Annotated in this window: 25 protein-coding genes; 7 read left to right on the top strand and 18 right to left on the bottom strand. The window is 69.1% G+C overall.

Translation table 11 applies throughout. The features are described from left to right. Positions 1-175 precede the first annotated feature (175 nt). The 9 genes from ACIQTX_RS08485 to ACIQTX_RS08445 all read right to left on the bottom strand — a co-directional run bounded on the left by ACIQTX_RS08485 (position 176) and on the right by ACIQTX_RS08445 (position 8,781). The gene (locus tag ACIQTX_RS08485) at positions 176-1,705 is read right to left on the bottom strand and encodes an NAD(P)/FAD-dependent oxidoreductase (RefSeq protein WP_402971200.1); all 1,530 of its coding nucleotides are present in this window, start codon (positions 1,703-1,705) and stop codon (positions 176-178) included. 25 nt (positions 1,706-1,730) lie between these two features. Next, positions 1,731-3,038: a S8 family serine peptidase gene (locus ACIQTX_RS08480; protein WP_105526662.1), complete on the bottom strand. Its 1,308-nt coding sequence runs from the start codon at positions 3,036-3,038 to the stop codon at positions 1,731-1,733. Further along, entirely contained in the window at positions 3,035-3,577 is a 543-nt protein-coding gene (locus tag ACIQTX_RS08475; protein WP_402971197.1) for a DUF501 domain-containing protein, read from the bottom strand. Before ACIQTX_RS08475 ends, ACIQTX_RS08480 begins: the two co-directional genes overlap by 4 nt. A gap of 47 nt (positions 3,578-3,624) precedes the next feature. Further along, on the bottom strand, positions 3,625-4,200 hold the full coding sequence (locus ACIQTX_RS08470; RefSeq protein ID WP_402971194.1) for a septum formation initiator family protein: 576 nt from the start codon (positions 4,198-4,200) through the stop codon (positions 3,625-3,627). A gap of 76 nt (positions 4,201-4,276) precedes the next feature. Continuing rightward, positions 4,277-5,557, bottom strand: coding sequence for a phosphopyruvate hydratase (eno, locus tag ACIQTX_RS08465; RefSeq protein ID WP_105526664.1), 1,281 nt, complete (start codon positions 5,555-5,557; stop codon positions 4,277-4,279). A gap of 132 nt (positions 5,558-5,689) precedes the next feature. Next, positions 5,690-6,349 carry an O-methyltransferase gene (locus ACIQTX_RS08460; RefSeq protein ID WP_402971190.1) on the bottom strand — a complete coding sequence of 220 codons (660 nt, stop codon included), beginning with the start codon at positions 6,347-6,349 and terminating at the stop codon, positions 5,690-5,692. A 31-nt stretch (positions 6,350-6,380) separates the two neighbouring features. Continuing rightward, on the bottom strand, positions 6,381-7,331 hold the full coding sequence (locus ACIQTX_RS08455) for a lysostaphin resistance A-like protein (RefSeq protein WP_402971187.1): 951 nt from the start codon (positions 7,329-7,331) through the stop codon (positions 6,381-6,383). Further along, on the bottom strand, positions 7,328-8,386 hold the full coding sequence (locus tag ACIQTX_RS08450; protein WP_402971184.1) for a DUF1648 domain-containing protein: 1,059 nt from the start codon (positions 8,384-8,386) through the stop codon (positions 7,328-7,330). Before ACIQTX_RS08450 ends, ACIQTX_RS08455 begins: the two co-directional genes overlap by 4 nt. Next, on the bottom strand, positions 8,383-8,781 hold the full coding sequence (locus tag ACIQTX_RS08445) for a GntR family transcriptional regulator (RefSeq protein WP_105526668.1): 399 nt from the start codon (positions 8,779-8,781) through the stop codon (positions 8,383-8,385). The genes ACIQTX_RS08450 and ACIQTX_RS08445 overlap by 4 nt, the downstream gene beginning before the upstream one ends. Before the next feature lie 108 nt (positions 8,782-8,889). On the opposite strand from ACIQTX_RS08445, the gene ACIQTX_RS08440 reads away from it, so the two are divergent. Further along, on the top strand, positions 8,890-9,360 hold the full coding sequence (locus tag ACIQTX_RS08440) for a PaaI family thioesterase (protein ID WP_402971181.1): 471 nt from the start codon (positions 8,890-8,892) through the stop codon (positions 9,358-9,360). A 33-nt stretch (positions 9,361-9,393) separates the two neighbouring features. Here the strand turns inward: ACIQTX_RS08440 and ACIQTX_RS08435 are convergent, their stop codons facing one another. The 4 genes from ACIQTX_RS08435 to ACIQTX_RS08420 all read right to left on the bottom strand — a co-directional run bounded on the left by ACIQTX_RS08435 (position 9,394) and on the right by ACIQTX_RS08420 (position 12,947). Continuing rightward, positions 9,394-9,798, bottom strand: a complete 405-nt coding sequence (locus ACIQTX_RS08435; RefSeq protein ID WP_402971179.1) for a hypothetical protein — start codon at positions 9,796-9,798, stop codon at positions 9,394-9,396. A gap of 95 nt (positions 9,799-9,893) precedes the next feature. After that, positions 9,894-11,567, bottom strand: a complete 1,674-nt coding sequence (locus ACIQTX_RS08430) for a hypothetical protein (protein ID WP_402971176.1) — start codon at positions 11,565-11,567, stop codon at positions 9,894-9,896. Further along, a complete protein-coding gene (locus tag ACIQTX_RS08425) occupies positions 11,564-11,857 on the bottom strand; it encodes a hypothetical protein (protein ID WP_402971173.1) in 294 nt (97 codons plus the stop codon). The genes ACIQTX_RS08430 and ACIQTX_RS08425 overlap by 4 nt, the downstream gene beginning before the upstream one ends. A 103-nt stretch (positions 11,858-11,960) precedes the next feature. Continuing rightward, a complete protein-coding gene (locus ACIQTX_RS08420; protein WP_402971170.1) occupies positions 11,961-12,947 on the bottom strand; it encodes a LacI family DNA-binding transcriptional regulator in 987 nt (328 codons plus the stop codon). 103 nt (positions 12,948-13,050) lie between these two features. Here ACIQTX_RS08420 and ACIQTX_RS08415 point away from each other — a divergent pair, with 103 nt between their 5' ends. From ACIQTX_RS08415 to ACIQTX_RS08395, 5 genes are read left to right on the top strand one after another with little or no spacing between them, the layout of a single operon-like run. Continuing rightward, positions 13,051-14,061 (top strand): alpha/beta hydrolase, encoded by a 1,011-nt coding sequence (locus tag ACIQTX_RS08415; RefSeq protein WP_402971167.1) that lies wholly within the window; start codon positions 13,051-13,053, stop codon positions 14,059-14,061. Further along, the gene (locus ACIQTX_RS08410; RefSeq protein ID WP_402971164.1) at positions 14,058-15,074 is read left to right on the top strand and encodes an alpha/beta hydrolase; all 1,017 of its coding nucleotides are present in this window, start codon (positions 14,058-14,060) and stop codon (positions 15,072-15,074) included. The genes ACIQTX_RS08415 and ACIQTX_RS08410 overlap by 4 nt, the downstream gene beginning before the upstream one ends. Positions 15,075-15,109: 35 nt before the next feature. After that, positions 15,110-16,408, top strand: coding sequence for an MFS transporter (locus ACIQTX_RS08405; protein ID WP_402971161.1), 1,299 nt, complete (start codon positions 15,110-15,112; stop codon positions 16,406-16,408). Further along, positions 16,405-18,102, top strand: a complete 1,698-nt coding sequence (locus ACIQTX_RS08400) for a CocE/NonD family hydrolase (protein WP_402971158.1) — start codon at positions 16,405-16,407, stop codon at positions 18,100-18,102. Before ACIQTX_RS08405 ends, ACIQTX_RS08400 begins: the two co-directional genes overlap by 4 nt. A 4-nt stretch (positions 18,103-18,106) precedes the next feature. Then, positions 18,107-19,336 carry an APC family permease gene (locus ACIQTX_RS08395; protein ID WP_402971154.1) on the top strand — a complete coding sequence of 410 codons (1,230 nt, stop codon included), beginning with the start codon at positions 18,107-18,109 and terminating at the stop codon, positions 19,334-19,336. 57 nt (positions 19,337-19,393) lie between these two features. Here the strand turns inward: ACIQTX_RS08395 and ACIQTX_RS08390 are convergent, their stop codons facing one another. Continuing rightward, positions 19,394-20,179: a helix-turn-helix domain-containing protein gene (locus tag ACIQTX_RS08390; RefSeq protein WP_402971151.1), complete on the bottom strand. Its 786-nt coding sequence runs from the start codon at positions 20,177-20,179 to the stop codon at positions 19,394-19,396. A gap of 87 nt (positions 20,180-20,266) precedes the next feature. Between ACIQTX_RS08390 and ACIQTX_RS08385 the strand changes: the two genes are divergently transcribed. Then, positions 20,267-20,821: a VOC family protein gene (locus tag ACIQTX_RS08385; RefSeq protein ID WP_402971148.1), complete on the top strand. Its 555-nt coding sequence runs from the start codon at positions 20,267-20,269 to the stop codon at positions 20,819-20,821. Here the strand turns inward: ACIQTX_RS08385 and ACIQTX_RS08380 are convergent. The 4 genes from ACIQTX_RS08380 to nhaA all read right to left on the bottom strand — a co-directional run bounded on the left by ACIQTX_RS08380 (position 20,790) and on the right by nhaA (position 24,856). Continuing rightward, a complete protein-coding gene (locus ACIQTX_RS08380; RefSeq protein WP_402971145.1) occupies positions 20,790-21,596 on the bottom strand; it encodes an SGNH/GDSL hydrolase family protein in 807 nt (268 codons plus the stop codon). The two genes, ACIQTX_RS08385 and ACIQTX_RS08380, sit on opposite strands and share 32 nt — an antisense overlap. A 72-nt stretch (positions 21,597-21,668) precedes the next feature. Then, positions 21,669-22,919, bottom strand: coding sequence for a histidine--tRNA ligase (gene hisS, locus ACIQTX_RS08375; RefSeq protein ID WP_402972994.1), 1,251 nt, complete (start codon positions 22,917-22,919; stop codon positions 21,669-21,671). 69 nt (positions 22,920-22,988) lie between these two features. Then, on the bottom strand, positions 22,989-23,585 hold the full coding sequence (locus tag ACIQTX_RS08370; RefSeq protein WP_402972992.1) for a MazG family protein: 597 nt from the start codon (positions 23,583-23,585) through the stop codon (positions 22,989-22,991). Between the two features lie 101 nt (positions 23,586-23,686). Then, entirely contained in the window at positions 23,687-24,856 is a 1,170-nt protein-coding gene (gene nhaA, locus ACIQTX_RS08365; RefSeq protein ID WP_402971142.1) for a Na+/H+ antiporter NhaA, read from the bottom strand. Between the last annotated feature and the right edge of the window lie 83 nt (positions 24,857-24,939).

Genomic DNA, 24,939 nt, shown 5'->3' with positions numbered 1-24,939 from the left:
GCCGGAGCACGATCTCGTGCTCGTAATGACGACTTCGCTGCAGACGGGAGTACTCCCCTTGCTCCGACGACGCTACCGGCTGCACCTATGCGTCGCCTCGGAGTCTCCCTCGATGAAACGACGATCGGCCCCGGCGCAGTGCGCACAGGGCCGATCGTGGTTTTCGATCAGTCGACTACTTCGCCGCAACCTCGACGGGCTCGGCAGCCTTCTTCGCGGGAGCCTTCTTCGCAGCCGGCTTCTTCGCGGCAGGCTTCGCTGCTGCCTCGGTCGACGCTGCTGGAGCAGCCTTGGCCGTGGTCTTCTTCGCGGCCGGAGCAGCCTTCGCGACCGGCGCATCCTTCACGGCCGGAGCGGAGTCCGCTGCCGGAGCTGCGGGAGCGGCCGGACGCGGGCGCGCAGCGAACTCCTCGAAGACATAGCGCGGGTTCTGCACGGTCTCGAGGTTCACCAGGTCGCGTCCGAGCCACAGGTTGTTCCACCAGCCCCAGATGACGCGGAACTTGCGCTCCCACGTCGGCATCGCGAGGCCGTGGTATCCACGGTGCGCGACCCAGGCGACGAAGCCCTTGAGAGCGATCTTTCCGGACTGGAAGACACCGTTGTAGAGACCGAGACCGGCAACCGCTCCCATGTTCTTGTGGAAGTAGTCCTTCGGGAGCTCACCGCGCAGAACGGCGACGAGGTTCTTCGCGAGCAGCTTCGCCTGACGAACGGCGTGCTGGGCGTTCGGCACGCAGAAGCCGCCGACACCGCCACCCGAGAGATCGGGGACAGCGGACACGTCACCGGCTGCCCAGGCGCCCTCGACGAATGCCTCAGGCGTACCGACGCGCAGGTCGGCGCGGGTCTGGATGCGACCGCGTTCTTCGACCGGGAGGTCTCCGCCGCGCACGACGGTGGGGTTTGCCATGACACCGGCGGTCCACACGATGACGTCGGTCGGGATGACCTCGCCCGTGGAGAGCTCGACGTTGCCGTCGACCGCGCTGGTCAGCTGCGTGTCGAGGTGCACGTTGGCACCGCGCTTGGCGAGGTCCTTGAGCACCCACTCGCTCGTCTGCAGCGAGACCTCGGGCATGATGCGCCCCATCGCCTCGATGAGGTGGAAGTGCGTGTCCTCGAAGCTCAGCTGCGGGTACTTGCCCACCAGGGACGAGGCCAGCGAGCGCAGCTCGGCGAACACCTCGATGCCGGCGAAGCCACCGCCGACGACGACGACGGTCAGCAGACGGTCGCGCTCGGGGCCGGCCGGGAGGGCCGCGGCCTTGTCGAAGTTCGACATGACCTTGTCGCGGATCGCGACGGCCTCTTCGATCGTCTTCAGCCCGATCGCGTTGTCGGCGATGCCCGGGATCGGGAACGTGCGCGAGACCGCACCAGCGGTGACGACGATCTGGTCGTACGCGAACTCGTACGGCTCACCGACGGGCGGCGTGATCGTTGCGACCTTCTGCGCGTGGTTGATGTTCGTCACCTTGGCGGTGAGGACGTTGGTGTGCTTGAGGTGACGGCGGTGCGCGACCACCGAGTGCCGGGCTTCGATGGAGCCTGCGGCGACCTCGGGGAGGAACGGCTGGTACGTCATGTACGGCAGCGGGTCGACCATGGTCACGTCGGCCTCACCCTTGCGCAGGTGCTTCTCGAGCTTCCACGCAGTGTAGAAACCTGCGTACCCTCCACCGACGATCAGAATCTTGGGCACAGTGCTGTTCTGAGGCACAGAAGAACTACTCCTCGGAGTCGGGGGTTTGGCGTACGGAAATGCGCGCCGATCGGATGCGCCGGGCAGCTGCGGTGACGCCAAGCGCTACCAGGATACCAGGGACGGTGAGCGCAATGAGCGGCAGGGTACCGTAGCGCAGTGAATCCGCGCTGGGAAGCAACGGTGAACCGGCTTCGGTCGGCGCGTCGGCCGCCGGGAGAGGGGCGACCGCCACCGGTGTGACAGGCGCTTCAGGCTGCGGTTCCGTGGCGGCTCGACGGAAGACGCGGATCCACTCGGCCAGGTCTCCCATGGGGTTCTCATTCACCGGAGCGATGTTCGCAGAGATCGCCGCCGCGGCATCCACGAGCCCGTAGCCGTAGAGCGGATCCTGTGGCTTCGCCGCATCCGGAACCGGGATCGCGGTCTTGATGATGCGGTTGATGACATCGATCGCTTTGATATCGGGGTGCGCTGAGCGGATCAGAGCAGCGACACCGGCGACGATGGGGGCGGCACCACTGGTGCCTCGCCACGGCACGACGGAACCGTCGGCAGAGACCCCGATGAGGCCCTCGCTGGGCGCGGAGATCCCGATCGTGATGCCCTGGGTCGAAGCCTCGATGCTCGCCGTTCCGGTCTGGTCGACGCCGCCGACGGTGAGCACGCCGGGAATCGTCGCGGGAGCCCCGATGATGTTCGTGCCGCTCCCCCGGTTCCCGGCAGCGACCACGACCACCACGTCATGCTCGAACGCATAGAGGAACGCATCGTCCCAGCTCTCGTCCCAGTCGAGGGTGTTCGTGGTGAAGGAGAGATTGATGATGTCGGCGCCGTTGTCGACAGCCCATCGCATGCCCTTCGCGACCTGCTCGGTGAAAGGCACAGCGGCAGCAGCGCCGAATCCCACCGAGATCGAGAGCAGGTTGGCTTCCGGCGCGACACCGATCATGCCGGTGCCGTCCGGTGCACCGCGTCCGGCCGCGAGCGAGGCCACCCAGGAACCATGGTTTCCGTCGACCGCGCCCAGCGGCGTGCGACCGTCGGGCGTACCGGCCCCCGACACGTCGGTGCCTCCGACCACCGCCTCGCCGAAGACCGCAGGCACCTTGCCGATGCCCGTATCGATCACTGCGATCGTCACACCCTTGCCACGGGTCGTCTGCCACGCCTCACGGATTCTCGCGCCGTCGAGCCAGTACTCCGAAGCCCGCACGGGATCAGCCGGATCATCAGGGATCGGCGGCGGCGTCGCAGTGGCGCCGATGAGCAGCACAGTCGCCGCGACCACCACGATGGCGGCAGCGCTGCGCAGCGTCCGGCGGACGGTCATACCGAGGACGCCGCCACTTCGCGGGTGGCTGCGCCGGGGTCTTCGCAACGGCAGATCGAGGGCGACCACGAGGAGCGCGCGAGCGCGGCATCACCGATGGGATTGACCCCTGGACCGGCCGCCAGGGCGTGACCTGCGAGCGCGTGCAGGCACTTCACGCGCGTAGGCATGCCACCGGCGGAGATGCCATCGATCTCGGAGACCTCTCCGAACTGCGCACGATCGGCGAGGTACGCCTCATGGGCTGAGAGGTAGGCGGCTGCCACCTCCTCATCGTCGACGAGGAGGGCGGCGAGCTCCGGCATCACCTGAGTGGCCTCGAGGGTCGACATCGCCGCCGTCGCTGCGGGGTGCGTGAGGTAGTAGAACGTCGGGAACGGTGTGCCGTCAGGCAGCCGTGGCGTGGTCGCGACGACAGTCGGGTTGCCGCAGGCGCAACGGGCCGCGATGCCCACCACACCGCGGGCGGAACGACCGAGCTGGGCCGATACGACGGCGAGCTCGGCGGGAGTGGGTGCAGGGAACGGCGGCGTGGTCACCCCACCAGCGTAGGGGAGCCGCCAGGGAAGATGCTCGGAGCCGATTCTCAGGGAGCGACGGCTGCCGTGTCGCTGAGGCCCGTCGCGACGAGGGTGCGCAGCAGCTGCGGCATCCAGTCCGCCGGCTTCTCCTCGAGCGTGTCGCTCACCGGCTCCTGCTCACGAGGCAGAGCTGCCGGGTCGAGATCGTTGTCGATCAGGTAGACGACCTCGCCGGGCTTGACGTAGTAGAGACGTTCGCGGGCTTGGGTCGTGATGTACGCGGGGTCGTTCCAGCGTTCGCGCTCGGAGACGAGCGCCGCGATCTGGTCTTCGCTCACCTGCACCGAGGCCTCGAGAGCGGCGATCTTCTGACGCTGGTCGATGAAGGTGCCGAGCGTCGGCACGAGCACCCAGGCTCCCAGGACCACCAGCGAGAGCATGATGACGGAGAACGCTGAGAGTCGGATGCCGGAGGCCCACTCGCGGACGTCGACGCGCGGCGCCTCGCCACGGGTCGTGGCCGAGGCCTTCGTCGTCGAGACGGGCGCGGACGCCTTCTTCGATTTCGCGGTCGTCCTCCCCGACGGTCGTGCAGCCTTCGGCGCGGGAGACGGCGAAGGAGGAGCCGGTCGTCGTGCCACGGCTCCCCCTTCGTCGTGCCGCTTCAGCGGCGGTGTTCACCGCCGTATCGGCGGCTTGTTCGATGTTTCGTTGCGCTCAGCGCTGCGAGCGCGGGAACGCCGAGCGACCGGCGAAGACCGCGGCATCGCCGAGCTCTTCCTCGATGCGCAGGAGCTGGTTGTACTTGGCGACACGCTCGCTGCGAGCAGGAGCGCCCGCCTTGATCTGGCCGGCGTTGGTCGCGACGACCAGGTCGGCGATCGTGGTGTCTTCGGTCTCACCCGAGCGGTGCGAGAGCATCGCCGTGTAGCCGGAGCGCTGCGCCAGGCTGACCGCGTCGAACGTCTCGGTGAGCGTGCCGATCTGGTTGACCTTCACCAGCAGCGAGTTCGCGACACCGCGCTTGATGCCGTCGGCCAGACGTGCCGGGTTGGTGACGAACAGGTCGTCGCCGACCAGCTGCACCTTGGAGCCCAGGGCGTCGGTGAGGTGCTTCCAGTTGTCCCAGTCGTCTTCGGCCAGCGCGTCTTCGATCGTGACGATCGGGAAGTCGTTGACGAGTCCGACGTAGTACTCGGTGAGAGCCGCGGCGTCCCAGTCCTTGTTGTCCAGGCGGTAGACGCCGTCCTTGAAGAACTCGGTCGCTGCGACGTCGAGGCCGAGCGCGATGTCGGTGCCGGGCGTGAAGCCCGCCTTCTCGATCGCCTTGACCAGGAAGTCGAGGCCCTCGCGGTTGCTGGGCAGGTCGGGGGCGAAGCCGCCCTCGTCGCCGAGGCCGGTCGCGTAGCCGGCGGCCTTGAGCTCTGCACGCAGCACGTGGTAGGTCTCGACACCCCAGCGGAGCGCCTCGGAGTAGGTCTCCGCACCGATCGGGGCGAGGAAGAACTCCTGCATGTCGATGCCGTTGTCGGCGTGCTCGCCGCCGTTGATGACGTTGAACAGCGGAACGGGCAGCACGTGCGCGTTCGGGCCACCCAGGTAGCGGAACAGCGGGAGGTCGGCCGAGTCGGCTGCGGCCTTGGCCACTGCGAGGCTCACGCCGAGGATGGCGTTGGCGCCGACGCGCTTCTTGTTCTCGGTGCCGTCGACCTCGATCAGGATCTCGTCGACGATGCGCTGCTCGCTCGCCTCGACACCCTCGATGGCGGGTCCCAGCTCGTCGATGATGGCCTCGACGGCCTTGAGCACACCCTTGCCGCCGTAGCGGCTCTTGTCTCCGTCGCGCAGCTCGTACGCCTCGAACGCGCCCGTGGATGCGCCGGACGGAACGGCCGCCCGCTGCACGATGCCGTCGTCGAGGAGGACCTCCACCTCAACGGTCGGATTTCCGCGCGAGTCGAGAATCTCGCGTGCGCCTACAGCCTCGATCAGTGCCACTGATGTGCTCCTTGCTCAGGGGGAAAACGTTGTGTGGAGCGTCGTCGATCCGCGCCCAGTCTAGCCCGGCCTCCCGACACACTCAGGGACTCGCCTGACAGGTACGGACCGCGGTCCCTGACCCCGCCGACGTCAGACGACCACGGCGATCGCGAAGCCGTCCCAGCCCTTCGCGCCAACGGTCTGCAGGGCCGTGGCGTCGAAGCGCGGGTCCTCCCCCAGCATCCGGAGTCCCTCTCGGGTGCCGATCACCTTGGGATCGTCGGAATCGTCGCGGACGATCTCGCCCTCGCGCCCGATGTTGTCGAGCACGATCACAGTGCCGGGATGACCGAGCTTCGCCGCCCAGTCGAGGTAGATCGTGTTCGACTCCTTGTCGGCGTCGATGAACACCAGGTCGAATCCGCCGACCAGCGTCGGAAGCACGTCCGCTCCCCTGCCCACCCGGATGTCGACGCGGTCTCCGACGCCCGCGGCGTCGATGCTGGCGCGGGCGACCGCCGCGTTGTCGGACTCCGCCTCGATCGTCACGACCCGCCCCTCGGAGCCGACGGCCCTGGCGAGCCAGATCGTGGAGTAGCCGCCGAGGGTGCCGATCTCGAGCACCCGACGCGCGCCGCTGATCCGGACGAGCAGATTCAGCAGCTTGCCGGCGACCGGCGCGACCTCGATCTCGGGCAGACCCGCGGCTCGCTGCGCGGTGAGCGCCGCCTCCAACTCCGCGTCGGGACCGACGAGCGTCTCGGAGAGGAAGGAGTCTGCTTCGGACCAGGCGGCGGGGGTGGATTCCATGGCTTCAGCCAACCCCCGCCGCCGCCGCCAGTCAAGACCGCGGGGCGGAGAGCAGACGGCCCGGGGCGTCGGCGAGCTCGGGCTGCTGCCGGAACTGACCGGTCAGCACGAGCACGATCACGACGAGGGCGGCCACGATCCATCCTGCGACCCCCAGGGGTCCGGCGAGAGCGAGATCCGGCTGTGCAGCGGCGAAGATCACGATCATGCCCGCAGCCGCGTTCAGCGAGCCGTGCGCGATGACCGCGGGCCACACCGATGCCGACCGCAGTCGCAGCCAGCCGAGCAGAACGCCCCAGGCCACACACCCACCGATCATGAACAACACGCCGGTGATGTCGGTGCGCCCGAAGTTGTAGCCGAGCAGGATGATCGGGCTGTGCCACGCGCCCCAGATCACACCGCTGAGGATCAGCGCGGGCCAGGTTCCGAGCGGACGCAGCGCCGGGAGCAACCACCCACGCCAGCCGAGCTCCTCACCGAATGCGAAGAGGCTGTTGAACAGTCCACCGACGGGAATCATCGCGAGCTGGGCGAACACGATGATCTGGACGGGAGGAAGCGGAGTGCCGGCGGGCACGGCCTTCTCGAGTTCGGCGGCGAAGGCCGCGAACGTCAGATCGAGCTGTACGAAGCCGAGCGCGGCCGAGAGCAGGACGCCGAGGCCCACCAGCAGCGGCGGAACGAGCCAGCCCGCGACCATGAGCCAGATCACGCGCTTCGCTGGGCGCAGCGGCCACAGTCCGAGGAAGCGGGCACGCTGCCCGGATGCGGGGACGCGCATCACGAACGTCACGACGAGGGCTGCCACCGCGGGTGTGAACATCATCACCGGCAGCAGGAAGACCGACATCGGCTCGGCGAGACCGTCGCCCAGCCACAGCGGCAGGGCCACCAGCCAGGCGAGGGCGAAGGAGACCGCCACGAAGACGATAACCGCGGTCCACGGTACGCGGCGCGCGTGCAGGGTCTGGTCGTTCATGAGGTCGCCTTTCCGGAGTCGGTCGAGGGGGTGCCCGGTGTTCGCGAGCGGTCGACATAGGCCTGCAGCAGCGCTGCGGCTTCTTCCGCACCGTCGATCGTCACGATGAAAGGCCGCCGTCCCTGACGGGAGACCTCGATCGCGGAGCCGCGGCGCATGACGATGCCCGTGCGCCCGTCGACGGCGATGCGCCATCCCCAGCCGCCGAACTCGCCGAACGGAGAGATCTCGACAGCACGTGCCGATTCCACCTCGTCGAGCGGAATCCGGATGCGCGGCCAACCCAGCAGGGGCCGAGCAGAGAATCCCTCAGGGGTGATCGTGACGCGGAAGGAGGCGGTCGCTGCGAGGGCGACGCCAACGACGACCACGACCAGCGCGACGATCCATCCGCCCTCGACGCCGGCGACGAGCATGTACGCGGCGAGCGCGACGAGACCGAGGAGCACGAACAGCAGGAAGGCGAGCGCGCCGCGCGGCATCGTCGTCGTCGCGACCCACACGACACGTTCACCCTTCGCGACGTGCACCGAGTATCGAGGCTCGAGCGTGCGTCCTTGCTCCGGTCGCACGCGGGGCTGCACCGCCCAGACGATGCCGCCGACCGCAACGAGTCCGGCGAAGGACAGGGCCATGACCCCTCCGATCCCCGGCGCATCGGATATGTCGGTCAGATCGCGCTGGATCGCGAGAGAGCCGAGGCTCATGACGGCGGCGAAGACGGACATGCCGGCGGCGAGCGCGCCCATCAGTCGGGCCGCGCCGCCCCAGTGCGCACCGACCGAGGCGAGCGTCACGATCGCCATCAGCACGGGCAGTCCGAGTCCGACCCCGATGAGGAGCCAGAGATACGTGGAGGGTGGTCCGAAGCCATCGGCGCCACTCACACCCCAGTGGGTCGCGACCTGCTGCGGCAGCGTGGGCAGCCAGGTGAGGAGGACCACGACAGCGATGGCGGTGATCACGATCGGCACGATCACCGCAACGAGGAAGAAGGTCAGCCGCGCGCGCCTCAGCAGCTGCGGAGGGGTGCGGGTGAGGTCGTGGGTGGTCATGGCGAGTCCTCCTCGCGGGTCTCGGAGCGGGTCGGTTCGGTTCGGTCGTCGCGGTGCGACTGGATGATGCCGGCGAGCGTGTCGGCGGAGACGCCGAGGGCGGCCGCGCGTCGCACCAGCCCATCGATATCGTGCGCGAGCTCGGCGAGGGGCGCTGCCGAGGCCGCGATGACCGCTCCCCTGCCGCGTCGAAGATCCACGAGGCCCTCGTCGCGCAGCCGCTGGTAGGCGTGCAGGACGGTGTGCTGGTTGATGTCCAGCGCTTCGGCGACATCGCGTGCCGCGGGAAGCCGGTCACCGGGGGCGAGAACCCCGGCGAGGATGTCGGAGCGAATGGAAGCCGCCACCTGGTCGTACAGAGCGCGGGGGCTGTCGGGATCGACACGGATGAGCATCCGACCCTCCTCTCGTGGTATCGCTACTTATTCTATGCGAACTATAACAACTGTGCCAACCCTCCAGACGTCTTTGTCGCTCTCGGCTCGTTCCTCCACACTGGCGTGATGCGCATCACTCCCCGCCGTCTCGCGATCGGCATGAGCCTGTGGATCCCCAACCTCTTCAGCGGCATCCGCATCCGCCGCTTCAGTGAGGATTGGACCCACGCCACGGTCGAGCTCCACGTGAACGTCTTCACCCGCAACTACGTCAAGACCGCGTTCGGCGGTTCGATGTCGGCGATGACCGACCCGTACTTCTTCATGCTCGTGATGCACCAGCTCGGACGCGACCACGTCGTGTGGGACACCCGCGGCGAGATCGAGTTCCTCAAGCCCGGCCGTGGCGTGCTCACTGCCGAGTTCGAGGTGTCGAAGGAGAAGGCCGAGGAGATCCGCGAGCGCGCACGCGGCGGAGCCAAAGTGCTCGAGTGGTTCGAGACGGTCATCACCGACCGGGACGGCGACGTCGTCGCGAAGGTACGCCGCGAGGTCTACATCCGGGAGAAGAAGCGGGTCACGGCCTCGCGGGGTTGATCGAGGGCTGTGGAGGTGTTGGCGGGGCCGTCGTCAGAACTTGCCGCCCGGATAGACGCCCTCCGGCAACGTGAAGCAGACCGAACCCGACGCGATACGGATCGTGTGCGGCTCTCCCTCGCTGAAGATGTAGTTCTCCACCGAACCAGGCAGCGTCAATTGCACGCTGTACGTGTCAGTGACATCGACCCAGGATTCGACGGAGAACCGGCCTTCATCTCTCACATCTGATTCCAACTGCTTCACCACCGCAGTCGTATCAGCTTCCGGGACGAGCACCACCGTCGTCGAGCCCTTCCACCGGTGCCGTTCTTCGTCACAGGAGAACAGCGTTCCGTCCGGCTTCTGCTCGATGCTGGCGACGACGTCCTCAGGAATCAATGACGCGAGCTCCAACTCCGCTGCTTGCGCCTCAGCCTTAGCCTCTTCCAGCGTCACGTTACTCTCCTCGTTTGTTCGGTCAGGTGCGGGTGCACAGCCCGATAACGCGAAGACACAGCTCAGACCCACGGCGATGAGGCCCCATCGCGCCCTCATTCTCCAGCCACCAGATTCAGCATCGCATTCAGCGCCTTGTCGTTTGCCGTTGTGTTGGTGGCGATCAGATTGTGATTGTCCATCAGCACGCCAATGTCATCGACCGGGAAGTACACCACTGGGTACCCGCTGGCCGCCACGGCTTCGGCCTCTGCGGCGGACTCTGCCAGTTCGTCATCATGCGGCCCTTCGTAGTATTCGCCGTGCTCGAAAGCCGGGTGATCCCGTGGATTGTTCCTGTCCCACACGATCCCGAGCCCCTGCCCGGATTGCAGGATGTCGTTGTAGGAGAGGTCGGTGTACGTCGTGTCCTGCCCAGGGTTCCACGCTTCGGGCATCCCTGCCCCCGAGAGCGAGATCACCTTGTCGTAGTCTGCCCCAGCGACCTCGGAGCTCGTGACGTTCGACAGCCCCCAGCTATGTCCGAGAGCATCCTGCTCCGCCGCCCCGAGGAGCGGGTCCGCGCGCATGCCCGCCTCGAACCGCGCGAGCTGTCGCCCTGCCGCGAGCGCGCGATCCTCATCGTTCGCCTCGCCGATGCGGAACATGTCGATACCGCCGACGTCGGTGTTCTCACCCGGGAACGGCCCGTCCTTGTAGACGAACGCGACCGTGCCGGGCACCTGGTCCGCGAGGTACCCAGCGATCTGCTGCGCGCCACCCCGGTAGAAATCCCCGAGACTCGTGAAGGTTCCGGGCACATACGTGATCGCCTTCTCCGTCTCGGGCGAGGGGGTTCCGATCATCTCGACGATCCGCGAGGAATCGCGATCGTAGAGGTAGAGCTGCACGGGAGCATCATCGCTCAGCACCTGCTTCAGGTAGGCGATCTCGCTGCGCAGGAAGGCCGCGCGTTCATCCGAGATCCCTTCGACGGCGAGGTCCGCTTCGGCCTCCGCGATCCAGTCGGGCGCGTTCAAGCGGTTTGCAGCCACGCGAACGAGCGCGGGAATCCCGTCCATCGCGCCCACGATCTCGGGGTGCGCATTGATCACCTCGTCTTGCAACTCCGGCCGCGAAAGCCACAGGAGCAGCACGTCCTCCGGGGTGTCGGCGGACAGGAGCGCATCGAGGAAGTCCCGCGCCTCGAGGGTCACCGGCACGCTCTCCGACGGGACCAATGCCCGCACCGCGGCGTCGTAGGCCTCTTCCCAGGCCCCGAAGTGTCGTTCGTACTCGCCCCAGAGCTCGTTCAGCTCTTCCTCGGCTCGATCGCGCGCTCCGATCTGTGCCGTCGCCTCGTCTTCAGCCTTCTCCAGGGCTGCGGGGTCGTCGAGCCTCGACGCGGCCAGCGCACCGCGCCCGGCACTGTCAGCGGCCCTTCCCAGCGTTTCGTGCTGGGCGTGCGCACTCTCGATCTCCTCGATCAGCGCGTTCGCCTTCTGGGCGTGCGCGTCGTGCGCCTGCGCGTACGCCGTCAGGGCTTCGGCGAGCGTCTGCGCGAGCGCGACGTCCGGGCCGATCACCGACAGGATCGCCGCAGCGTCCCCGCGGGCGCCGGAGACGGCCTTTCCCACCCCGGCGCACTCCGTCGTCCGCGCGGCCGCTCCGCGAAGCGCGCTGAGGTGCTCGGCGACGACCTCGAACTGATCCACCCACCGCGACATCGTCCCTACGTCGCCGGTGATCTTCTCCAGCGGGTATCCGCGGTTCGGAGAAGCAAGGCTCACGGCTGTTCCTCACCCATGAGCTCGACATCGAGGTCGGAGTACCGATCCGTGATGTTGGACAGGGTGGTCCGCAGGGCGGCGCTCGCCTCCTGATGCGCGAGCGTGGCCTCACGGAGCACATCGACCTGCCTGTCGACCGCGGTCTTCAGCGTGTAGCGGCCGATCGGAGCATCGACTCCGGCATCACCGCCGACGAGATTCGATGCATCCGTCTGCAGGACGAACGCGGCATCGGCGAGATCTGACGCCGACGACTGCAATTCGTCATAGAACACCTGTACTTCCGACATGAAGACACCCCCCGGTATCCATCTGGATCATCCTTCCCTCATGGTTTCACCACACGAGGTCAGGCGTGGAAGCGAGCATAGGCGACGGCCGAACGACGCTTCGTCACCCTGGCGCGAGCGTCGACGACCTCGCGATCAGGGTCGGGGCGAGTCGCACGGTGTCGTGTGCGGTCGATGCGCCCGACACCAGTCCGAGGACGAGTTCGAGGGCCGTGCGCCCGCTCTCCTCGAACGGCTGCCGCACGGTCGTGAGGTCGAGCGCTGCGGCGACCTCACCGTCGTCGTAGCCGACGACCGCGAGCGGGGCAGTGCCAGGATCCGCGCGGAGCGCCGACATCACCGCGGCGGCGAACTGGTCATGGTTCGCGACGATCGCCGTCGCACCTGCAGCTCGGGCTGCGGCGATGACCCGACCATCGACCGAAGCGGGATCAGCGACCGCCAGATCCGTCATCGCCACGTGCTGCGTCAGCCCGTCGATGCGGAGCATCCCCGCCGACACGTATGCCGGCGAGCGCTGCGGCTCATGCACGAACAGGACCCGGCGATGGCCGAGTCCTGCGAGATGGCCGCCGATCTGCGACCCGCCGTCGCGGTCGTCGACGAGGACGACCGGACCGCCCGCATCGGACCGTGTCGGCACCACGTCGACATAGACGACCGGGATGCGCGCCGCTCTGCTCGCTCTGCGCGCCGCACCGCCGAGCGGAACCCCCATCACCACGAGGCCGGTGGCATCCGTGCGAGTGGGCAGCACATCGAGCAGCGGCTCATCCGCCGCGGCCGCGGAATCGAGGTCGTAGGGGATGATGTCGACTGCCGCGTCCCTCGCTCGACGGAGCATGCCGGACAGGCGGCGCAGATACGACGGGTAGGTCGTGAACGGTGCGGCGACCGCGATGCGCGCGGCCCCCACGCGCCGCCCCTGTGTCATCCGATACCCGAGCGCGGTGGCCGCGGCGACGATGCGTTCGCGGGTCTCGGGGCGCACCCGGTGCGGCGCGCTGACCGCCAGTGACACGGTGGAGATGCTCACTCCGGCGCGCTCCGCGACGTCGTAGATGGTGACCCGTCCCGGTCGTGCACGCATGATCGGACTTCCTTCTTCATCGAAGTTCTTCGATTGTCCAGACTAGGGCGGAACTCGCACTGTGGGAATTCACCGGTGCGGAACCCATCGAAGGAGATGCCCGATGCCGACACCACGGTCCCGATTCCGGCGCCCGGCCCTCGACAGCGCGGTCGCAGCGTGGGAGGAGCGGGTCGCACCGTTGCTCGCCCCGGAACCCGCCGACCCCGCAGGGCGCCGCCGGGTCGCGGCTGAGAACGACGACGCGGTGAGCGCCGCGCTCGGGATCACTCCGCTCCCCACTGCCACCGAAGAGCAGATCGTTGCGGTCGACGGGCACCCCGACGTGCGCGTCCGCGTGTACTGGCCCAGCGAGGAGCGCACGCCACCAGGGTCGGGTCTCCCCGTGCTGGTGTACTTCTACGGCGGCGGATTCACGATCGCCGGGATCGACTGGGTCTCGTGGGACGCCCGGTTCCGAGCCAGGGCACGGGACGCGGGAATCGTGATCGTCGCGGCCGACTACGCCCACGCGCCGGAGGAGCGCTTCCCGACCCAGCCGGAGCAGTGCTGGTCGGCGTTCGAATGGGCACACGACCACGCTGAGGAGCTGGGGGCTTCGCGAGATCGGATGGCCGTGGGGGGAGCCTCGTCGGGAGGTGACCTCGCCGCCGCCGTGACACTCATGAACCGCGATCGGTCCGCGCATCCGATCGCCCTGCAACTGCTGGAGAACCCCGCACTGGACTTGACGATGGGGCACGCCGACATGAGCGGGATCGATGCCCGCATGCCAGGAGTCATCGTGCGCGCGGTCGGCCGGAACCTGGTGCGGCAGTACGTCGGGGACGACTCCGCGGCTGCGCGCGGACCGTATGCCTCACCGTTGCTGGCCGCGACCCACGAAGGCCTTCCGCCCGCGGTGATCCTCACCTCCGAGCTCGACCCCCTGCGCGGTGACGGAGAAGCCTACGCACGGGCGCTCTCCGCCGCGGGGGTGCCGGTGACGGCGATGCGCTTTATCGGACAGACACACGGATCGCTCGGTTCGACCGGATACGTGCCAGCGGCCGATACCGCACATCGCCTCGTCGTCTCCGAGCTGCGCACGCTTCACGAAGGAGCCGGGGCGTGAGCGATCACGAGCAGAGCAGACCGCCGTTGAGTCCGGAGATCCGGGAGTGGATCCAGCGCATCCGGGAGCTCTCCGCGACACTTCCCGACCTCGAGTCGCGCGACATGGGAGTGCGCCGCCGCGCGCAACGGGAATTGAGCGACCTCCTGGCCGTCGAGTTCACCGCACCGGTTCCTGCGGGTGTGGAGATCGACGACCTCATGGTCGCCGGTGGGGCGGGCCCGCTGCGTGCGCGTCGATATCGACCCGCCGCCGCGACCGGCGCGCTGCCGACGATGCTGTGGCTGCACGGAGGGGGTTGGACCGGCGGCACGATCGACGAGCTCCTCAACGACCGCCTCTGCGCGGATCGCGCCTTGCGCTCCGGGGTGCAGATCGTCGCGCTCGAGTACCGGCTGGCGCCCGAGCATCCGTTCCCTGCTCCGGTCGACGACGCCGTGGCCGCAGTGGCGAGCCTGCGCGAGCGCGCCGACGAGCTCGCGGTCGATGCGGACCGGCTGGGGATCGGCGGCAACTCCGCCGGTGCGACGATCGCCGCGACGACGGCACTGCGCCAGCGGGATGCCGGAGCACCGCTGCATCACCAGACGCTCGAGGTGCTACCCGCGGCGCTGCGCCTCTTCGGCTCATCGATGCACCGATACCTCGGCGCCGCGGAGAGGGAGGGTGTCGAGCACCTCGCCGACCTCTACCGTGCCGGAGCGCCCCTCACCGATGCCTCTCCGCTGGACGCGCCGGATCACCGAGGACTCGCTCCCGCACTGATCCTCGCCGCCGAGTTCGATCCCCTCCGGGACGGTGCCACCGCCTATGCCGATGCGCTGCGGGTGGCGGGAGTGCCCGTCGTGCTGTGCATCGGCCCCGGCCACGATCATGCCTCCCCCGGACTCACCGGTCGTTGGCAGGGCGCACGGGAATGGCGTGACGTCTTCGTCTCGGAGCTCGCCGACGCCTACCGCACGACCAGCCACCCGAACGCCGACCCGGTGACGACCGCCGGCGCGCACCCGTGACCAGCCCGAACCCCGACCGAGACTCGGAGACGATGATGTCCACCCACGCAGTCGATCCTGTTTTCCCCGCCGACCCCGCTCCCCCGCTCACCGCCGACGCGATCCCCGGCCAGCGCCAGACCCGCTGGTTCTGGATCGCCTTCGTGCTCGCCTGGCTCGGATCCGGCATCGCTCAGGGCGTCGCCAGCGTCGCGATTCCCCAACTCCTCAAGGAGTGGGATCCCGATCAGGCGACAGGCAACCTGAGCATCATCCTCACGCTCGGCGGCGCGGCCATCCTCATCACGACGCCGATCTTCGGCCGGCTCAGTGACCGCTCGATGTCGAAGCTCGGCATCCGCCGCCCCTGGATCCTCTCCGGCTCGCTGATCGCCCTGGCCGGATACGGGGTGCAGGCCACCGCCCCTTCCCTCCTCGTGCTGGGCATCGGCACGATCCTGGTCCTCGTGGGCTGGGGCGCGGTGTCGATGACCGTCCACACTCTGTTCGCCGACCAGATCCGCCGCAGCATCCGCGCCATCATGTCGGCCGTCACCGGCGCCGCCACCGCGATCGGGATCCTCGGCGGCGTCTCCCTCGCCGGCATCGTCGCCCCGACCGGCCAGGTCGGGATGTTCCTGATCCCGGGCGGGCTCTCCGTGCTCCTGGCGATCACACTCTTCTTCACGCTGAAGGACATCCGTCGCCGGGAACCCGCGGCGCCGATGGACTGGAGCGGCGTCCTGGCCACGTTCTGGCTGAGCCCGCGCCGCTACCCCGACTTCGCCTGGGCGTGGGTATGCCGGTTCTTCATGACCGCGTCGATCGTGTCGGTCACGAGCTACCTCTACCTGACCATCTCGGGCCGTTTCGACATCGACGACCCGACCGAGATCGCCGCGGTGCAGACCCAGGCGACAGCGGCCTTCACCCTGATGAACCTGGTGATGGCGTTCGTGTTCGGGGTGATCTCCGATCGCACCGGCCGTCGCAAGCCGAGCGTCATCATCGGCGCGCTCGCGAGCGCGGGAGGCCTGGTGCTGGCGATCTCGTTCGGCGACATCGCGTTCTTCCTCGTCGGGATCGCGATCGTCGGAGCCGGGCAAGGCGCCTACATCGCCGCCGACGTCGCTCTGATGACAGAGTGCCTCCCCTCCGTCGACGATGCCGGCAAGGACCTCGGCATCGTGGCACTCGCGTATCTGCTGCCGGGCATCCTCGTGCCCGTTTTCGGATTCTTCGCCACCCGCATAGGCTCGCCGACAGGTGAGAACTTCGCGGCCCTCTACATAGGCGCGGTCGTGATGGCCGTGATCGCCGCATTCGCGGTCACCAGAGTGAAGGGCGTGCGATGACCGATGCTCCCCGCCTCAGCGGTGCAGCCCGCCGCGAGCACCGGCGCCTGACCCGAGCCTCCGACATGCCGCCGCGGACGCACCGGAACGTCACGCGCACGGCCGACATCCGGGTCGCCGCAGACGACGGCGCCACCCTCCTCACCGACCACTGGCATGCGGAAGGATCCGGCGGGCACACCGTGCTGATCCGGACCCCGTACGGACGTGACGGGATCGCCGGAGTGGCGCTGTTCCTCGCCGAACGCGGGCACCACGTGGTGGTGCAGAGCTGCCGCGGCACGTTCGGGTCGACCGGCGCATTCGACCCGCTGCACGACGAGGTCGCCGACGGACAGGCGACGATGCGGTGGCTGCGCGCGCAGCCGTGGGCGACGGGGCGCGTGCACTCCTGGGGCGGAAGCTACTTCGGCGTGACCCAATGGGCCTACTGTGACGGCGACGAGCGCCCCGACGCCATGGGCATCGCGATCTCCGCGCGAAACTTCGATGACGCGATCCTGTACCCGGGCGGCGGATTCTCGATCGACACCCCGCTCACGTGGGCCTACGCGCTCGACATTCAAGAGCGGTCGCTGCCGTCGAAGGCGTGGGCGCTGCTGCGCGCCCGCGGCGGGTTCCGTCGGGGCGCGCTCGCGGTACCGCCCGCGGATGCTGTGCGTCTGGCACGCGGCGCCGACCCTCAGTTCTTCCGCGACTGGGTCGAGCACAGCGACAAGGGCGACCCCTGGTGGGAGCCCCTGCACTTCGCACAGGAGGTCGACACCATCCCGCCCGTCACCCTGGTCGCAGGATGGCAGGACCTGTTCCTGGTCGGTCAGCTCACGGACTACGCCGCCCTCCGCGACGCCGGCCGTCCGGTGCGCCTCATCATCGGCGACTGGGTGCACGGTGCCCCCGAGATCACGGTGATCGGCGTCCGCGAGGCGCTGAGGTCGTTCACCGGTGACGCGCCGACGGACGGCGCGCGGATCGACGTGACCGGAGGCGGTGGCTGGCGCGAGCTGGCGAGCTGGCCTCCGCCGCACACGGCGATGACCATGGAACTCACCGCCGACGGGCGATTGGACCCGACCGGCACCGAGACCCCCGCGGCCGACCTCACGTATCGCTACGACCCGGCGGATCCGACCCCGGATGCCGGTGGCCGCACCCTCAATCCGTTCTCCGCGGGGCGACGCAAGCAGAGCGCCCGTGAACGCCGGAACGACGTGCTCGTCTTCACCGGAGATCCGCTCCCGGAAGATCTCCTCGTGATCGGGGCGCCCGAGATCGCACTCTCGTTCGGGTCGTCGAACCCCCGCGCCGACCTGTTCGTGCGTCTCTGCGAAGTGGATGCCCGGGGCGTCTCCCGGGCGCTCACCGACGGGTACCGACGGCTCTCCTCCGACGCAGCCACCGACGGAACACACCCCGATGCCGGCCGGATCCGGCTCGAACTCGCCCCTCTGGCCCACCGCTTCGCCGCCGGGTCGCGGCTACGCGTGCAGGTCTCGTCCGGCGCGCATCCTCTGCATCTGCGCAATTCCGGGACCGACGATCCGGTGCGCGACCACTCGCGCCTGATCCCCAGCGACCAGATCGTGCGGGTCGGAGGGTCGCGGCCTGCCACCCTCACCCTGCCCGCACAGGTGTCCGTGCCGGCGCGGGAGAGGGCCGGGTCACCCGCCGTTCACCGTCGCGTGCCACGATGACGGGATGCCCCTCGCCCGTCGACTGACACTCGCAGACGCGGTCGCCATCGGCCTCGGCTCGATGATCGGCGCCGGTGTGTTCGCGGTGTGGGCTCCCGCGATCGGCGTCGCAGGGAGCGGCATCCTCATCGCCCTCGCGATCGCCGCCGTCGTCGCGTACTGCAACGCCACCTCCTCGGCGCAGCTCGCCGCCGCACACCCCGTCGCCGGTGGCACGTACGCCTACGCCCGCGCGGAGATCGGCCCCTGGTGGGGCTTCATCGCGGGATGGAGCTTCGTGATCGGCAAGATCGCGAGCTGCGCCGCGATGGCGATGACCTTCGCCGCGTATGCAGCACCGGCCGGCTGGCAGCTGCCCGTCGCCGTCTCGGCGGTCGTACTTCTCGCCGTCGTGAACTGCTTCGGCGTGACCCGCACCGCCCTGGTCACCCGCATCCTGGTGGTGTGCTCGCTGCTCGGACTCGCGATCGCGGTCGGCTTCGGACTGGGCGCAGCCCCCACGGCCTCGCCGACCCCCTTGCCGGATGCAACGGCCTACGGAGTGCTCCAGGGCGCAGGGCTGCTGTTCTTCGCGTTCGCCGGCTACGCACGCATCGCGACGATGGGCGAAGAGGTCGTCGACCCGGCGCGCACCATTCCGCGCGCCATCGTCATCGCCCTGGGCGGCGCGGTCGTCGTGTACACGCTGGTGGGGCTCGCCGTCGTGCTCGTGCTCGGCGCCGACGTGATCGGTTCGACGGCTCCGCTGGTCGACCTGCTCACGGCCGCCGGCGCATCGGCGTGGGCTCCGATCCTCCGCGTGGCCGCGGCTGCGGCGTCACTCGGCGCTCTGCTGGCGCTGCTGACGGGCATCGGCCGCACGACCCTGGCCATGGCTCGCGAGGGTGACGTGCCCCGATTCCTCGCGCAGATCGACCGTCGCCATCAGGTGCCGCAGCGTGCCGAGATCGCGATCGCCCTGATCGTCATCGCCATCGTGCTCCTCGCCGACCTGCGCGACGCCATCGGCTTCTCATCCTTCGGCGTGCTGCTCTACTACCTCATCGCGAACGCGGCCGCCTTCCGTCAGACGGGGCCCGCCCGCCGCTACCCGCGGGCATTGCAGGTGCTCGGAGCCGTGGGATGCCTGGTGCTGGTGAACACCCTGCCCGTGCTCGCCTCGCTGGTCGGCACCGCCGTGGTGCTGATCGGCATCGGATACCGGATGCTGCGGCTGCGGTTCACGCGGGTCTGACGCTCGCGCGGGTTGACGCTCGCCCGAGTCTGACGCGCGCGCGGGTCTGACCCGATCTCAGCCGCTCACCTCGGAGCGGTACGTGCGCGGCGCGATGCCGAGGACAGCCTGGAAGTCGCGCGTGAGGTGGGCATGATCCGCGTAGCCGAGTTCGGCGGCGATCGAGGCCAGGTCGGCCTCCGGCTCCTCACGCACCCGCTGCGCCGCCTCTTGCAGCCGCCTCCTCCGGATCATCGCTGCCGGCGACAGCCCGACGTGGCGGTGCGTCATCCGCTGCAGAGTACGCACCGAGACGGCCAGCCGCGTGGCTGCCTCTTCGGAAGTGAGCGCCGCGCCGTCACCCATCAGAACGTCCATGACAGCGTTGGCCTGGAGGGCGGACTCCCGGGCCCGTCCCACGCGCTTCTCGAGCCAGCCGGAGAAGGCAGCGACCGCCCGCTCTCGGTGCCGCTCACCCGAGCCCATCGCCGAGGCGACGGCATCACGGAGCTCGGTGATGCCGTCGTCGAGCACCCGCTCGCCGTCGACCAGCGAGGCGGGATCGTCGATCAGGGCAGCGACAGCAGCCGGACGCAGCAGTGCCCCGACCGCCCATCCGCTCCCTCGGAGGTCGCGGTGAGACATGCGCGTCGTCGCGCCCGACAGCGTCACAGCATCTCGATCGACGACGAGGTTGAGCGCCGGGTACGCGACGATCTCCTGCCGCGATGAGCGCCCCGGCTCGATCTCCCACTCCGGCATCCAGAACCACGCGACCAGCTCGGTGACCGCCGACGGCGCCGGCAGCCGGTGGAACTGCGGCAGGCGTGCGGGATACAGCACGCCACGGGTCGGGTTCACCATGCGCCCAGCGTAGGCTCCGGCTCCGACATCGCGAGGTTGTCGCGGATCTTCAAGCGACGGCCATCCCGCCCGGCCTAGCGTGGCGGCATGAGCAACGACGACAGCACGACAGACACCACGACCGACGCCCCGACGATCGGTGCGAACGGGACGTACACGACGAACGGCCGCCCGAACAGCGCCACCTCGCTCACCCCCTTCCTGGCGATCCCCGACGCGAAGCAGGCGATCGAGTTCTACCGCGACGTCTTCGGCGCCCGGGTCGTCGACGTGACCGAGTTCGGCGGAGTGGTCGCACACGCCGACCTCGATTTCGGGCTCGGCCTGCTCCAGCTCGGAGAGCCGAACCCCGAGTACCACCTCGTGCCCTCCCCCGCAGGCGACGACGACTGCTACTCGATGGGCCTGTACGTCGCCGACGTCGATGCGGTCGTCGAGAAGGCCGTCGCTGCGGGAGCCACCGTGCGCGAAGCCCCCGCGCCCTTCGTCTCGGGCGACCGATTCGCCAGCATCCGCGATCCGTTCGGGGTGCGCTGGTCGGTCATGACGCGTGTCGAGGACATCTCCGACGAGGAGAGCAGCCGTCGAGTCGCGGAATGGGCGGCGTCGTTCAGCGCTGCACCGGCCGACGGCGCGAGCTGAGCGACTGCTCCGCCGCACGGCACACCGCCGACAGCAGCGCTTCGGCCGTGCGGCGATAGCCCAGCGCACTCGGGTGGAAGCGGTCGAGACTGAACATCGCCTCCGGCTCGTCGAAGAACATCGGCCCCACCGCACGACGCAGATCGACCGGCTCGGCGCCCGCCTGTCGCGCCGTCTCATCCTGGATCTCGGCGAGACGGCGGGACAGGCTGGACGCGATCCGACGAAGCGGCTGCGGCACTGCGCGCAGCGCGCCGAGGTCGGGGCAGGTACCCACGACGACTTCGGCGCCCCGCTCCCGGAGCCTGCGGATCGTCTCGTGCAGATGCTGAGCGGACAGTGCCAGGGGCAGCCGGTGCGTCACATCGTTTCCGCCGACGATGATCACCGCCACGTGCGGCTGGTACTCCGCAGGCAGGGCGTCGAGCTGGCCCGGCAGATCGGGTGACTCCGCCCCGACCACGGCCGCCGTGCGCAGCCGCACCGGCCGATGCATCCGGCGTCCCGTCGCCTTCGCCAGACGACCGCCGAGCGTCTCCTTGCGGCGCTCGGCCCCGAGGCCTGCGGCGATCGAATCACCGAGCAGAAGCAGTTCGAGCGGCTCGCCGTCGAGAGCTCGCCGCCAGAGGCGATCCGCGTCGAGGGACTCCTCCCCCAGCGGCTTCCCGATCCGGCGCCGCGCGAGCGCGGCCTGCTTCACGAGCACGAGACGGACGCCACCGAGGAACGCGACGAGCGCCACCCCCACGAGGACCGGGATGCGGATGCGACTCACGCCCCGATTCCACCCCGTCACCGTGAACGCGGCGTGAACGCGGCGCGGCCGCTCCGCTCAGGTCAGCTCAGCTCAGCTCAGCGGCTTGAGCTCCAGTTCGCCGGTACCGGCGGAGACGGTCGCGAATGCCGTGTAGCCGTCGGCGGCCGAACGCTCGAGCAGCGCCTTGACGTTCTTGGTGCGTCGCTCGAGCCGCACCCTGGCGCCGCCCGCGATGAGCGCCGCCTTGTGCTGGACCAGCTGGTGCACCGGAACATCGGCATCGTGGATGAGCACGACCGCCTGTGCCCCGGTATCAGCCTCATCCGCGATCAGGTCGACCAGGCGCTCGAACCCGAGCGAGAAGCCCACGGCAGGAACCTGCTGCCCGAGGAAGCGGCCGATCATGCCGTCGTAGCGTCCGCCGCCCCCGAGGGAGTATCCGACGGAGGGGTGCGCGAGCTCGAAGATCGTGCCGGTGTAGTAGCCCATGCCGCGCACGAGGAACGGGTCGAAGACCAGCGGGATGTCGGACTGACCTCGCCCTGCGGCCACGGCCTCGCCGATGCCGACCAGGTGCTCGACGAGCTCAGCGGGAGCACCGTCGGGCAGCGCCTTGCGGATCTGCCGCTCACCGTACGGGTTGTACTCCATGGTCTGCGGGCGACGCAGGAAGGCCTCGAATGCGTCGGCGGCCGCAGCGGAAGCACTGCGCTCACGCAGCTCGGTCGCCACGCCCTCAGGCCCGATCTTGTCGAGCTTGTCGATCGTGATGAGCACGCCGGGGCGCTCCTCGGCGGTGAACCCGAAGCTGTCGAGCATCCAGTCCAGCACGCGGCGGTCGTTGATGCGCACGGTCGCGCCCTCGAGGCCCAGCGCGTCGACCGCATCGAGCGAGGCGACCATCAGCTCGGCCTCGGCGCGTGACGAGTCGTCGCCCATGATGTCGATGTCGCACTGCACGAACTGGCGGTAGCGGCCCTTCTGCGGGCGCTCGGCACGCCAGACCGGACCGATCTGGATCGAGCGGAAGACGGTGGGGAGCTGGCCGCGGTTGCTCGCGTAGAAGCGCGCGAGCGGCACGGTCAGGTCGTAGCGCAGGCCGAGGTCCGAGAGCGCAGCCGGGTCTTCGGCGGCAGCGCGGATCGCGTCGGCGTCGAGGCCACGGCGCAGGATGTTGTACGACAGCTTCTCGTTGTCGCCACCGATGCCGGCATGCAGGCGGTCGTATTCCTCGACGACCGGCGTCTCGATCTCGTCGAATCCATGCGCGCGATAGCGGTCGCGGATGACGGAGAGCACACGCTCACGGCGGGCCTTGTCGGCGGGGAGGATGTCGCGCATGCCGCGCGGCGGGTTCACGGTAGCCACGGTTCCATCTTCCCAGGTCTGCCGGCGCCGTCGTGCCGGGCGTCAGGATGCGGCTTCGGCAGCCCGAACGTCGTCTTCCAGAACGCGCAGCCGCTCACGCAACGCCCGCTCGGCGTCCCAGCCCTCGGCACGCGCGGTCGCGACGAGCGCGAGGAGCGCGTCGCCGAGTTCTGCTTCCGACGCAGGAGCGGGCGCCGGTTCGACCGTCACCCCGGCACCTGCAGCACGGCCCGCGAGCTTCTGTGCGAGCGCGAGCGCGGGCATCCCCCGCGGCACGCCGTCGAGCACACTGCGCCGGGTGCGCTTCTCCGCGGCCTTCGCGGCGTTCCAGTGCACCAGCACCTGCTCGGGTGTCTCGGCCACCTCGCCCGCGAACACATGCGGATGCCGGCGCACCATCTTCTCGGTGAGCGTCAACGCCACATCGTCGATGTCGAACGGATCGTCCGGGTCCTGCGCCGCGATCGCCGAGTGGAACAGCACCTGCCACAGCAGGTCGCCCAGCTCTTCTCGCAGGTCGTCACGAGTGCCGGTTTCGACGGCGTCGATCACCTCGTGCGACTCCTCGATCAGGTAGGGAACGAGGTCGCGATGCGTGATCTGCTGCGACCACACGCAGCGTTCTCTGACCGCGTGCATGGTGTCGGCGGCGATGCGGAGCGGATCGTCCGCCGACGTGCCGGGCTCGGGCTGAGAGCTCACGCTTCCTCCTTGAATGGGCGGGGAACCGGACGGACCGCTCACGACGACGCGGATGCGACCCGACGGTACCAGCGCGCACGGAGCGACACGAAGAACGCGGAGACGACGAGCGCGATCAGAGAGCCCACGAGCACACCGAGGATCGCCTGATCCCGGATGCCGCCGTCGCTCGCGAAGGCGAGGTTGGCCAGCAGCAGCGAGACCGTGAAGCCGATGCCGCCGAGCGCACCGGCCGCGAGGATGTCGGCGAACGGCAGGGCGGGTTCCGTCCCCTTCGGGCGGATGCGCATCGCGAGCCAGCCGAACAGGGAGATGCCGATGATCTTGCCGACCGGCAGCGCGACGACGATCGCCCAGAACGCCGGCGACAGCTGCGTGATCGACACAGCGGGGATCACGACGAACGCGGCGACGAACGCGAAGACCGGGAGGATCACGCCGTTCACGGTCGGTTCCAGCGCGTGCCTGGTGCGCGCAGCCGGAACGGGCGACATCACGAGTCCCAGCAGCACGCCGGCGATCGTGGCGTGGATGCCGGAGGAGGCGACCAGACCCCAGGTGACGGCACCCACCACGACCATGGCCACCGCGATCAGCGGGTGCCCCTTCGCATGCAGGAGCCGGCTGAGAGCCCAGAACACGGCCACGCCGACGATCGCGAGGGCGAACTGCACCCACTGCACATCGTCGGCGAAGAGAACAGCGATGAAGATGATGCCGATGATGTCGTCGAGGATCGCGAGCGCGAGCAGGAACACCCGCACGCGGGACGGGAGGCCCTTCCCGAACATCGCGAGCACACCGAGGGCGAACGCGATGTCGGTCGCCGTCGGGATCGGCCACCCCGAGGCTGTGGAGCTGTCACCTCCGGCGATCAACAGATACACCGCGATCGGGACGAGCACTCCTCCGGCGGCCGCGATCGCGGGCTGCATGGCCTTGCGCGGAGAATCGAGCTCGCCGTGGGTCAGCTCATGGCGCAGCTCGATGGCCACGACGAGGAAGAAGACGGCGAGAAGCCCGTCGGACACCCAGTGTGCGATCGACAGATCGAGGTCGGTTCCAGGCACCGCGATGTGGAAATCGAGGAACGCGGCGAGCGCGTCGTGCGTCGGCAGGTTCGCGAAGAGCAGTCCGAGCCCCGCTGCGATGAGGAGGAGGACTGCGGGGAACTGCTGCCCGCGGAGGGGGTTCGCTGAGATGCGCATTCCCCCCATCGTAGGTCGCCGCGTTTCTCCGCGCCTCCCCCGTCTCCTGCTCGTCGGCGAAGCGTCTGTCATGCGTGCAGGAC

Source organism: Microbacterium sp. NPDC090281 (assembly GCF_044769635.1).
Taxonomy (GTDB): Bacteria; Actinomycetota; Actinomycetes; order Actinomycetales; family Microbacteriaceae; genus Microbacterium.
The sequence above is the reverse complement of the archived record's forward strand: the minus strand, read 5'-3'. Positions and strand labels throughout refer to the sequence as shown.

Coding starts and splice junctions, on each gene's coding strand:
- hisS (WP_402972994.1), bottom strand. CDS start 22,919: ATGCGCGACATCCTCCCCGCCGACAAGGCCCGCCGTGAGCGTGTGCTC.
- ACIQTX_RS08460 (WP_402971190.1), bottom strand. CDS start 6,349: ATGGAATCCACCCCCGCCGCCTGGTCCGAAGCAGACTCCTTCCTCTCC.
- ACIQTX_RS08400 (WP_402971158.1), top strand. CDS start 16,405: ATGACCGATGCTCCCCGCCTCAGCGGTGCAGCCCGCCGCGAGCACCGG.
- ACIQTX_RS08385 (WP_402971148.1), top strand. CDS start 20,267: ATGAGCAACGACGACAGCACGACAGACACCACGACCGACGCCCCGACG.
- ACIQTX_RS08440 (WP_402971181.1), top strand. CDS start 8,890: ATGCGCATCACTCCCCGCCGTCTCGCGATCGGCATGAGCCTGTGGATC.
- ACIQTX_RS08425 (WP_402971173.1), bottom strand. CDS start 11,857: ATGTCGGAAGTACAGGTGTTCTATGACGAATTGCAGTCGTCGGCGTCA.
- ACIQTX_RS08420 (WP_402971170.1), bottom strand. CDS start 12,947: ATGCGTGCACGACCGGGACGGGTCACCATCTACGACGTCGCGGAGCGC.
- ACIQTX_RS08395 (WP_402971154.1), top strand. CDS start 18,107: ATGCCCCTCGCCCGTCGACTGACACTCGCAGACGCGGTCGCCATCGGC.
- nhaA (WP_402971142.1), bottom strand. CDS start 24,856: ATGCGCATCTCAGCGAACCCCCTCCGCGGGCAGCAGTTCCCCGCAGTC.
- ACIQTX_RS08390 (WP_402971151.1), bottom strand. CDS start 20,179: ATGGTGAACCCGACCCGTGGCGTGCTGTATCCCGCACGCCTGCCGCAG.
- ACIQTX_RS08370 (WP_402972992.1), bottom strand. CDS start 23,585: ATGCACGCGGTCAGAGAACGCTGCGTGTGGTCGCAGCAGATCACGCAT.
- ACIQTX_RS08445 (WP_105526668.1), bottom strand. CDS start 8,781: ATGCTCATCCGTGTCGATCCCGACAGCCCCCGCGCTCTGTACGACCAG.
- ACIQTX_RS08450 (WP_402971184.1), bottom strand. CDS start 8,386: ATGACCACCCACGACCTCACCCGCACCCCTCCGCAGCTGCTGAGGCGC.
- ACIQTX_RS08455 (WP_402971187.1), bottom strand. CDS start 7,331: ATGAACGACCAGACCCTGCACGCGCGCCGCGTACCGTGGACCGCGGTT.
- ACIQTX_RS08405 (WP_402971161.1), top strand. CDS start 15,110: ATGTCCACCCACGCAGTCGATCCTGTTTTCCCCGCCGACCCCGCTCCC.
- ACIQTX_RS08480 (WP_105526662.1), bottom strand. CDS start 3,038: ATGACCGTCCGCCGGACGCTGCGCAGCGCTGCCGCCATCGTGGTGGTC.
- ACIQTX_RS08415 (WP_402971167.1), top strand. CDS start 13,051: ATGCCGACACCACGGTCCCGATTCCGGCGCCCGGCCCTCGACAGCGCG.